Source organism: Anaerotruncus sp. DFI.9.16 (assembly GCF_024461615.1).
In the GTDB taxonomy this organism is placed as follows: domain Bacteria; phylum Bacillota; class Clostridia; order Oscillospirales; family Ruminococcaceae; genus Anaerotruncus; species Anaerotruncus massiliensis.
The window spans coordinates 1-9,718 of record NZ_JANFZX010000077.1 but is presented as its reverse complement, the minus strand read 5'-3'; the positions used below and the strand labels follow the sequence as shown (position 1 = coordinate 9,718).

At 64.8% G+C, this 9,718-nt stretch carries 10 protein-coding genes; 2 read left to right on the top strand and 8 right to left on the bottom strand.

Annotated elements, in window-relative coordinates; translation table 11 throughout:
- Positions 1–40: 40 nt before the first annotated feature.
- Both NE609_RS15925 and NE609_RS15920 read right to left on the bottom strand, forming a co-directional pair.
- Entirely contained in the window at positions 41–445 is a 405-nt protein-coding gene (locus NE609_RS15925; protein ID WP_101550199.1) for a MerR family transcriptional regulator, read from the bottom strand.
- Positions 442–1,224, bottom strand: a complete 783-nt coding sequence (locus NE609_RS15920) for an EFR1 family ferrodoxin (RefSeq protein ID WP_256153088.1) — start codon at positions 1,222–1,224, stop codon at positions 442–444. Before NE609_RS15920 ends, NE609_RS15925 begins: the two co-directional genes overlap by 4 nt.
- Positions 1,225–1,373: 149 nt before the next feature.
- On the opposite strand from NE609_RS15920, the gene NE609_RS15915 reads away from it, so the two are divergent.
- Complete coding sequence (locus NE609_RS15915; protein ID WP_256153087.1) at positions 1,374–2,300, top strand: aldo/keto reductase family oxidoreductase; 927 nt, start codon at positions 1,374–1,376, stop codon at positions 2,298–2,300.
- Between the two features lie 28 nt (positions 2,301–2,328).
- Positions 2,329–3,498: an iron-containing alcohol dehydrogenase gene (locus NE609_RS15910; RefSeq protein WP_121586150.1), complete on the top strand. Its 1,170-nt coding sequence runs from the start codon at positions 2,329–2,331 to the stop codon at positions 3,496–3,498.
- Positions 3,499–3,560: 62 nt separating this feature from the next.
- On the opposite strand, the gene NE609_RS15905 is transcribed toward NE609_RS15910, so the two are convergent.
- From NE609_RS15905 to NE609_RS15880, 6 genes are read right to left on the bottom strand one after another with little or no spacing between them, the layout of a single operon-like run.
- Positions 3,561–4,400 carry a sugar phosphate isomerase/epimerase gene (locus NE609_RS15905; protein WP_256153086.1) on the bottom strand — a complete coding sequence of 280 codons (840 nt, stop codon included), beginning with the start codon at positions 4,398–4,400 and terminating at the stop codon, positions 3,561–3,563.
- 18 nt (positions 4,401–4,418) lie between these two features.
- Positions 4,419–5,105 carry a ribulose-phosphate 3-epimerase gene (locus NE609_RS15900; RefSeq protein ID WP_147437511.1) on the bottom strand — a complete coding sequence of 229 codons (687 nt, stop codon included), beginning with the start codon at positions 5,103–5,105 and terminating at the stop codon, positions 4,419–4,421.
- Positions 5,102–6,055, bottom strand: coding sequence for a ribokinase (locus tag NE609_RS15895; RefSeq protein ID WP_256153085.1), 954 nt, complete (start codon positions 6,053–6,055; stop codon positions 5,102–5,104). Before NE609_RS15895 ends, NE609_RS15900 begins: the two co-directional genes overlap by 4 nt.
- Positions 6,052–7,083 (bottom strand): ABC transporter permease, encoded by a 1,032-nt coding sequence (locus NE609_RS15890; protein ID WP_121586154.1) that lies wholly within the window; start codon positions 7,081–7,083, stop codon positions 6,052–6,054. Before NE609_RS15890 ends, NE609_RS15895 begins: the two co-directional genes overlap by 4 nt.
- A gap of 40 nt (positions 7,084–7,123) precedes the next feature.
- Positions 7,124–8,128 carry an ABC transporter permease gene (locus tag NE609_RS15885; protein ID WP_121586155.1) on the bottom strand — a complete coding sequence of 335 codons (1,005 nt, stop codon included), beginning with the start codon at positions 8,126–8,128 and terminating at the stop codon, positions 7,124–7,126.
- A 26-nt stretch (positions 8,129–8,154) separates the two neighbouring features.
- Positions 8,155–9,639: a sugar ABC transporter ATP-binding protein gene (locus NE609_RS15880; RefSeq protein ID WP_256153084.1), complete on the bottom strand. Its 1,485-nt coding sequence runs from the start codon at positions 9,637–9,639 to the stop codon at positions 8,155–8,157.
- Between the last annotated feature and the right edge of the window lie 79 nt (positions 9,640–9,718).

Below are 9,718 nucleotides of genomic sequence, written 5' to 3'. Positions count from 1 at the left end.
ACGCGCGGGGGCGCCCGGGGGGGCCCCGGCCCTTTTCTCCTCACAGTTCGTCGCAGGGGATGCCGCGGACCGCGTCCTCGGTGCCGGCCTCGCAGGCGATCTCGTAATAGCGGATCTTGTGGTTGATCTTTTCCATGTGCTTTTGAAGCTGGGAGATCTGCTGCTCGACGATCGACTTCTGCCGCCGGAACATCGCCAGCCGGTCGGCCAGCGTGGAATCGCCCTGCACGCACCAGTCGATGAACTGCCGGATATCCCGGATGGGCATCCCCGTGCTCTTGAGACAGGTGATGACCGACAGCCACTCGAAGTCGCTCTCCTTGAAGGCGCGGAACCCCGAGGGGGACCGGTCCACGAAGGGCAGCAGCCCCTCCTTGTCGTAATAGCGCAGCGTGTGCGCGGTCAGCCCCGCGCGCCGCGCCGCCTGCGCGATGGTGTAGCTCATTCCGCGTCCTCCTTTTCATTCGACAGGTAGCTTTCGATGCGGCACTGTTCTGTGACTTCCTTCCCGAGGAGGGTGATGGCCTTCCGCGGGCAGAGGCTGATGCAGCGGTAGCACATGGTGCAGCGGCCGCGCGGCAGGGGCCTTCCGTTTTGTATGGAAAGGTTGCGCATGGGGCAGACCTTTTCGCAGAGGCCGCAGCCGACGCACGCCCCGCTGAATTTGGGCCCGTCGGAATAGCGCGCCGTCTTGCCGTAAAACCAGAGGCGCTGCCCCAGCAGGCCCGCGATGCGGCAGGAGAGCCCCAGCCCGTCCCTTGGGAAGTCCCCGGCCAGGATGCGGGCGGCGGCCTCCCGCATCTTTTTTTCCGCCGCTTTGACGATTCGCCGGTTTTCCTCGAGCGGCTTTTTCAGAAGCCTGCTGTCGCAGACGGAGTCGGGCATGCGCAGGTGCAGGCCGCCGGTGACGGCGCCGCCGCACCTCTTCAGGATTCTGGCGGCGCAGCCCGCGCCGTCGCCGCTGAACGCGCCCATGGTCGCCAGGCAGAGGACCTGCTTTCCCCGCCAGAGCTCCGCGTGCTCCCGGATGAACGCGCGCACCATCAGCGGGGCGTTGGAGTACTGGATGGGGTACGCCAAAACGATCGAGGAATGCGCCGCGGCCCGTTCGGCGGCGTTTTCCTCCTCGATGGGCACCGCCTCCGCCGTTTCGTCGAGCAGGCGCAGCAGGTATTCGACGCAGTATCTGGTGTTGCCGGTTCCGCTCAGGTAAAGGCCGATCACGCCGGGACGCCTCCTTTCACGGGGAAAGAATATTTTTTCGGGGTATTGACTTCGAGCATACTCTAAGGTCTATAATCGTATTGTAGCAGAAACGCCGCCGCGGCGCAAGCGGCGGAATAACATCAGCGAAGAAAGGATGCGGTGAAATCATGAGAACAATGAAGCTGGGCGCCGCCGGGCCGACCGTTCCGGTCGTCGCGGTCGGCTGTATGCGGATAAACAACCTCGACGGCCCCGCCGCCGAACGGTTCGTGCAGGCGGCGCTCGATTTGGGCGCGAACTTTTTCGACCACGCGGACATCTACGGGGACGGCGCCTGCGAGGAGATCTTCGCGAAGGCGGTGCACATGAGCCCGTCGGTGCGGGAAAAACTGATCCTCCAGTCCAAGTGCGGCATCGTCAAGAACCCGCGCATGTTCGATTTCAGCAGGCGGCACATCATCGAGTCGGTCGAGGGCAGCCTGCGCAGGCTCGGGACCGAATACCTGGACGTGCTGCTGCTCCACCGCCCCGACGCGCTGATGGAGCCCGACGAGGTCGCCGGCGCGTTCGAGGAGCTCGCCGCCGCGGGCAAGGTACGGCACTTCGGCGTCTCCAACCAGAATCCCGGGCAGATGAAGCTGCTCCAGCGCGCGATGGGTTCCCGCCCGATCGTGGCCAACCAGCTCCAGCTGAGCATCACCAACTGCAACATGATCTCCAACGGCTTCAACGTCAACATGGAAAACGACTCCGCCCTCTGCCGCGACGGAAGCGTGCTTGACTTCTGCCGGCTCCACGACATCACGATCCAGCCCTGGTCCCCCTTCCAGTACGGGTTTTTCGAAGGAGTCTTCCTCGGCAGCGACAAATTCCCCGCGCTCAACCGCGTGATCGACGAGATCGCGGAGCGGCATGGGGTCAGCAATACGACGGTCGCCATCGCGTGGATCCTCCGCCATCCGGCCCATATGCAGCCGGTCGCGGGCACGATGAATCCCGGGCGGCTCGCGGATATCTGCCGCGCGGCGGACGTCACCCTCTCCCGTGAGGAGTGGTACGCGATCTATCAGGCGGCGGGCAACGTCCTGCCCTGATCCAAACGAGATAAAGGAGCGATATCAGATGAAATTTAACTACTACATTCCCACCCGCATCCTCTTCGGCAAGGGGATGCTGAACCGGCTGTCGCGGCAGGAGCTGCCCGGCAAAAAGGCGCTCATCGTCACGACGGGCGGGACCTCGGTCAAAAAATACGGCTACCTTGCGCGGGTGGAGGAGCAGCTTGACAAGGCTGGCGCGGAGCACCTGCTCTTCGACAAGATCCTGCCCAACCCGATCAAGGACCACGTTATGGAGGGCGCGGCGCTCGCCAAGGCAAACGGCGTGGACTTCGTCGTCGGGCTCGGCGGCGGCAGCGCGATTGACTCCGCCAAGGCGATCGCGATCATGGCGGCCAACGAGGGGGACTACTGGGATTATATCTCGGGCGGCACCGGAAAGGGCCTCACCCCTCCGAACGACCCGCTTCCCGTCGTCGCGATCACGACGACGGCGGGCACCGGCACCGAGGCCGACCCCTGGACGGTGACCACCAAGACCGAAACGAACGAGAAGATCGGCGGCGGCTATGACAAGACCTTCCCGGTGCTGTCGGTCGTCGACCCCGAGCTGATGCTGACGGTGCCGAAGCGGCTGACCGCGTACCAGGGCTTCGACGCCCTCTTCCACAGCACCGAGGGGTACCTCAACTGCACCGCCTACGTGCTCAGCGACCTCTACGCGCTCAAGGCGATCGAGCTGATCGGTAAAAGCCTCGCGGCGGCGGTCGCGGACGGCGGCAACCTCGAGGCGCGCGCCGACGTCGCGCTGGCCAACACGCTGGCTGGCATGGTCGAATCGACCTCCGGCTGCACCTCCGAGCACAGCCTCGCCCACGCGATCAGCGCCTATCATCCGCAGTTCGAGCACGGCGCGGCGCTCATCTCGGTGAGCCGCGCCTACTATACCCACTGGGCGAAGGCGGGCTGCTGCGACGAGCGGATGGTCGATATGGCAAAGGCCCTCGGCAGGAAGGATGCGAAGGAGCCGATGGACTTTGTCGCCGCGCTCGAGGAGCTCATGCGCGCCTGCGGCGTGGACGACATCAGGATGAGCGACTACGGCATGAAGCGGGAGGAGCTTGAAAAGTACGCCCGCAACGCGCGGGAGACGATGGGCGGCCTCTACGAGGTCGACCCCGCGCCCCTCTCCGACGCGGACGCGCTGAAAATTTTGGAGGAGTCCTACCGGTAACGGTAAAGAGGCCCCGGACATTGTCCGGGGCCTCTTTTGTCATATGCCCTGCCGGGCCGCGCCTATTCCATGCGGGCGCGCATCCATTCGGCGCCCTTGCGCATCGCGTCCTCCGCCGCATACTCGTAGGGACTCATGAGCTCGAGGGAGAGGTAGCCCCGGTATCCCGCCCGGTCCAGCTGGTCGAGCACATGGTCGAGGTCCATCGTCCCCTCGCCCGGGATGATGTGGTCCACGCCGTCGCCCTCCATGTTGACGTCGCTGAAATGGAAGTGGCGCAGGCGTTCGGGCGTGATGTTCCGGATGGCGTCCTCGATGGTTTCGTGACAGGCCTTGAGGCAGACGGTATCGATCATTCCATGCAGGTTGGGGGAGCCCACGTCGCGGAGCATCCGGGCGATCCGGTCGGTGCCGGTCAGGACGGTCAGCGCGCGGTCGGCCGCCTCGATGGTGATGGTGACGCCGTAGCCCTCCGCCAGATTGGCGAGGCAGGAGAGCGCCTCCACCGAACGGGGCCACGCCTTTTCATACGGCTCGTCCAGCGGGCCCCAGCCCGCGAAGAACTGTACGGTGGGGCATTCCAGCTCGTTCGCGTACTGGATGACCTTCGTGTAGGTCTCCATGCTGCGTTTGCGGGCCACGGGATTTGTGGACGCGATGTTGACGGGGTATTTGACCTGCTCCGGGGTCAGGCAGATGGGGCGGAGCCCCCGGTCGCGGAGCATTTTTTTCATGGCGATGACCTGCGGAAGGCCGCAGTCGTCGATGTGGAAATGCGGGTCGCAGGCGTATAGCTCAATGGCGTTGGCGCCCAGCCTCTGGAGGGAATCCAGCGTGTAGCGCAGGGAATAGCGGAAGTAGGGGTAGTTGGACAGTGCGATTTGGCTTTGTTTCAGGCTCATGGAAATCCTCCTTTTTGATTATGGCGAGCCGGCCGCGGCAAGCGCCCGGCGGATGTCGGCGCAGCTTTCTTCGATGGTCATTCCCGGGCGGAAGACGCCGCGGGTGCCGAGTACGAAGGTATCCGCCCCGGCCTGCCTTGTGCGGCGGGCGTTTTCCGGGGTGATGTTGCCGTCCACCTCGATGCGGACATCGCCCCGGCCGGCCGCGTCCAGCAGGGCGCGCGCCCGCGAGATTTTCCGCAGGAGCTGCCCGGTCAGCTCCTGCCGCGGCCCCAGCCCGGCGTTGCAGGTCATCAGCAGCACCAGGTCGGCAACGTCGGCCACTTCCTCCAAAAAGCAGAGGGGCGTGCCGGGATTGAGGGCCACGCCCGCTTTCCCGCCCGCGTCCCGGATCTCCTTCATGACCGCCTGGAGCTCCTTGGTGGCCTCCGCGTGGACGGTGACGTATCCGCCCGCGCAGTGGGGGAGCACCTGCCGCAGAAGGGCGCCGGGCGGCTGCGACATGATGTGCACGTCGAAGGGCACGGCGGAAACCCCGCGGATCAGCGGAAGGAGCAGGGGCGGCATCATGGTGGAGCCGGTAAAGGTGGTGTCCATCACGTCGAAGTGAAAGAGGTCGGCTCCCGCCCGTTCCAGCCGTTCGATCTCGTCCTGGAGGTGCAGCCAGTCGGCGCACATCAGGGAGGGGGCCAAAAGCGGCCTCACGGGGCCGCCTCCACGGGCGTCTCCCGGAACCGCTCGAGGAAGGCGCGGACCTCCTCCTGCGTGGGGACGGCAGGCTGGCCGCCCATGCGTGAGGCGCAGATCGCGCCGGCCGCGTTCGCCGCGCGGACAGCCGCGCGGATATCCTCCCCGAGGCAGAGGCGCAGGCCGAGTTCGGCGGTGAAGGAATCCCCCGCGCCGGTGGAGTCCACCGCCTCAATGGGGAAGGCGGGGAAAAATTCCCCCCTGCCGCCGTCGAACAGGTAGGCGCCGCGCGCGCCGAGCTTCAAAAGGATGTAACGCGCGTGGGTCTCACACCAGAGCAGGCGGGAGGCCCGCAGGGCGCCCGCCCGGTTCCGCACGCGCACGCCGGTGAGCGCCTCGGTTTCATCCTCGTTTGGGGTGAGGATGAAAATCCCTTCAAAGCGCTCGAGAGGAATGCTCCTGGCGGGGCCGGGGTCGAAGATGACGGGCACGCCGCGGTCCCGCGCAAGCTCGTAGGTGCGGTAGACGGTTTCAAGCGGCATTTCCAGCTGCATGATCACCAGATCGAACCGCCGCGCGTCGAGGGCGGCCTCCACATACTGCGGGACCAAAAAACCGTTGGCCCCCACGATATTCGCGCTGGTATAGGTCTTATCCGGGCGCAGCATCATGAACGCGCGGCCGGTCTGAACGCCGGGCAGACGCCGGACGAAGGTGGTGTCCACCCCCAGCGCTTCGAGCGCTTCAAGCTGGCTTCCGCCGGCATCGTCGTCCCCCACACAGCCCACAAGCGCGGCCCGTCCGCCCAGCTTCGCCACGGCGGAGGCCTGGTTGGTGCCCTTGCCTCCGTTGGCGAAATCGCATCGCCCGTAAAGGGCGCTGATGCCGTTTACCCCGGGGCTCTGCTGCTGCGAGAGGACGGTGTCCAGGTTGATGCTGCCAACGATGAGGATGTTCGGCTGGCTCAAGAGGCCTTCTCCTTTCTGCGCGTGGAGCGGCGCTGTTCAAGATAGTGGTTGACGATCAGCGTGATGATGAGCAGAGCGCCCCAGACGAGATTGCGGTAGAAGGAGTTCATAACCGCGCCGAACATATTGAAGAGGGAGGAGACCGCCTGCGTCAGGAGCACCGCGATCCCCACGCTGATGATCGAGCCCTTTCCGCCGTCCGGATTCGTCCCGCCCAGCACCGAAATCAGGATGGTGAGGAGCATGTAGCTCGAACCGAAGTCCGCTTTGGCGGAGTTCATGCGGGAGAGGCTCACCAGCCCGGATACGGCGGCCAGAAGGCCCGCGTTCCCGTAGACGATAAGCAGCGTTTTCACCTCGCTGATGCCGGAGAAGGCGGCCGCCCTGGTATTGGTGCCGATCAGGTAGATCCAGGTGCCGTACCTCGTCTTGCCCATAAAAAACCAGAGGAGGGCGACGATGAGGACGAAGAGGAAAAAGGTGAGGGGAAGGCCGAACAGCTCCGCGGCCGCGAACTGGTTGAAGACGGCGGGCACGCCGTTGACGGTGGTGCCCCTGGTGATCACCAGGCTGCAGCCCATGAAAAGCTGCCCGGTACCCAGCGTCGCCAGCATGGCGGGCAGCTTCAGCCTGCCGACGAGCAGGCCGTTGAAGAGGCCGCCCAGCAGCCCGACCGCGAGGGCGATGAAAACCGCGCCCAGCATCACCAGCGGGAGGGGCGCGGACACGCCCGCGCCGACCGTCGCCTTGAGGTACTGGCCGATGACGATGGCCACGAGGTTGGCCAGATAGACCACGCTGAGGTCGATGCCGCCGGACATCATGCAGACCGCGACGCCGAGCGCGAGCAGGCCGTATTCCACGAGCTGCTTGCAGACCGACCTCAACGTACTGAAGGTGGGGAATACCGTGGGCTGGAGGATGCATCCGGCGGCCACCACGACAAGGAGCACGGCGAGCATCCTCGTAATGCTGGAATCGATGCGCCGCCACAGGGGAGGGTTTCTGTATTCGGCATGGCCGGTCATGGCTTGAACCATCCTTTCCTGAAAAATGTGGAGGGCCGCGTTAAGCGGAAACGCGGACAGCGCGTTTTTTCGAGCCCGCGCGGACGGACGCGATCATGCCCAACAGGATGATGGCCCCGGTGAACGCCTTCTGCCAGTACAGCGGGATGCCCAGCAGCAGGAGGTTGTTGTTGACCATGGTGAGCAGCATCACGCCCAGCACGGCGTTGCGCAGGCTGCCGACGCCCTTGCCGGGACGCACGCCGCCGAGGATCACGGCCGCGATGATATCCATCTCAGAGCCGATCAGGTCCGGCATGTTGTAGGTGTAGTTCATGCAGGTGCAGACGACCCCTCCGATACCCGCCATCAGGCCGATGAAGCAGAAGAGCCCGAAGATGATGGCCCTGACCGGGAACCCCGCGCTGCGCGCGGAGGCGACGTTTCCGCCGATGGCGTAGACGCCGCGGCCCGCCATTGTGTAGCGCAGCACGAGGTAGGCGGCGAGGTAGAGCACGATCACCAGCAGGAAGGCCGTGGGGAAATTCGCCTGGAGCCCCGTCTTCGCGTTCGTGACGGTGAACAGGGAGGAGCGCCCGAAATTCTCCATCGCGGGCGCGATGTTCATCACGTTGCTCGCCCGCAGGGGACCGTTGAGGAAGCCCACCAGGAAGGTGGACATGCCCAGCGTCACGATCAGGCTGGGAAACTGGTATTTCGCCAGAATCAGGCCGTTGACGGCGCCCGCGGCAAGGCCGATCGCCGCGCCCGCCAGAAGGACGAGGACGATGGGCCCCTCATAGTGGATGCTTTTGAAGTAGCTGGCGGTCACGTACGCGCTCAGGCAGGCGACTGCGGGAAAGGACACGTCCGGGCCGACGCAGATCAGCGCGAGCATTTCGCCCACCGCGAAAATCAGCGGCAGCATCATGGAGCGGCAGAGGCTCACCAGCGTATTCATGGTGAAGAACTGGCCGGACACGGCCTGGACGACGCACCCGAACGCCAGGATGATGAGCAGGATGCTGTATTCCGGCTTAAAAAGCCTGGTCTTGAGCTGCGACATCTTCAGAACACCTCGATTTCTATCAGTTAAGCTGTGGCGAGGGCCAGGTTGCTTTCCGTCACCTGTTCGCCCTCAAAGACGCCGCAGATGCGCCCGTCCTTCATGACGAGCACCCGGCTGCAGAGGCCCGCCACCTCCGCCAGGTCGTCCGATGCGACGATGATCGACATCCCGGCCCGCGCATAGGTGCGCAGGAGGTGGTAGATATCGTATTTTGCGCCGATGTCCACGCCGAAGGTGGGGCCGTTCAGGATCAGGATTTTCGGCTTGCGGGAAAGCCACTTGGAGAGCACCACCTTCTGCTGGTTGCCGCCCGACAGGGTTCCGACCGCGCTGCGCTGGTCGGAGGCCGCGATCGACAGCCGGCTGATCCAGTCGGCCGTCTCCCGCTCCATCTCCGCCCTGCGCAGCGTGCCCGCCGGCCCGCTCAACGCGTCCAGCCGGGTCACGGCGCTGTTGATCGTGATGGAACGGGGCAGGAAGAGCCCCTCCGTCAGGCGGTCCTCGGGCACATAGGCGATCCCGAGCGCCTCGGCGTCGGCGACCCGGCGGATGCGCACGGGCTTTCCCTCCACGAGGACGGCGCCCCCGTCCGGGCGTTCCAGACCGAAAAGGGAGAGTGCGAGCTCGGTGCGCCCGGAGCCGAGCTGTCCGGTGATGCCGAGGATTTCGCCGCGGCGGAGGGAGAGGTTCACATCCTCAAAGGCTCCGCGGAGGCCGAGCCCCCGCGTCTCCAGGACGACGTCGCTCTCGTCTCCCGACGGCCGTTCGGTCTCCTCGGAGAATTCCCGGCCGGTCATATAATAGGAGAACTTCCGCCGGTCCATTTCGGCGGCGGGGCAGGTGACCACATGGCGCCCGCTGCGGAAGATGGTGATGCTGTCGGATATCTGGAACACCTCGTCGAGCTTGTGGGAGACGAACAGGATCGAGACGCCCTGCTCCTTCAGCTCCGCGATGATCCGGAAAAGATTCGCCACCTCCTTCTTGGTAAGGGCGGAGGTGGGTTCATCCATAATAATCAATTTTGCGTCGCTCAGAAGCGCCCGCGCGATCGCAATCAGCTGGCGGTCCGCGATGGGAAGGTCGGCCACGCGCGCTTTCAGGTCCAGCGAGAGGCCGATTTTCCCCAACGCCTCCAGCGCGGTTTGCTTCATGCGACGGTAGCTCAGCAGGGAGCGGCGGTTGGCGATCTCGCGGTTGAAGGCGAGGTTCTCCATCACCGTGAGATTGGGGAAGAGGGAGAAGTCCTGGTAGATCACCTGCACCCCGGCATCGATGGCCTGGGCGGGGGTGATGTGCGCAAAGCGTTTTCCGTCGATGGTAAAGGACCCGGAATCCGCCTGGTAGACGCCGGAGATGATTTTGATCAGGGTGGACTTGCCGCAGCCGTTCTCACCCGCGAGGCAGTGGGTTTCGCCGCACTTGATGTTCAGCTCGACGCCGTCGAGGGCATAGATGCCTCCAAAGGATTTTTTGATGTCCTGTGCCGATAAGATATATTCAGCCAATCTGATCCCGCCCTCACAATCATTTATAAAATCGGGCTCTCCGGCGCCGTCCCCCGGGGCGGCGCCCGGGGGGGGGGCG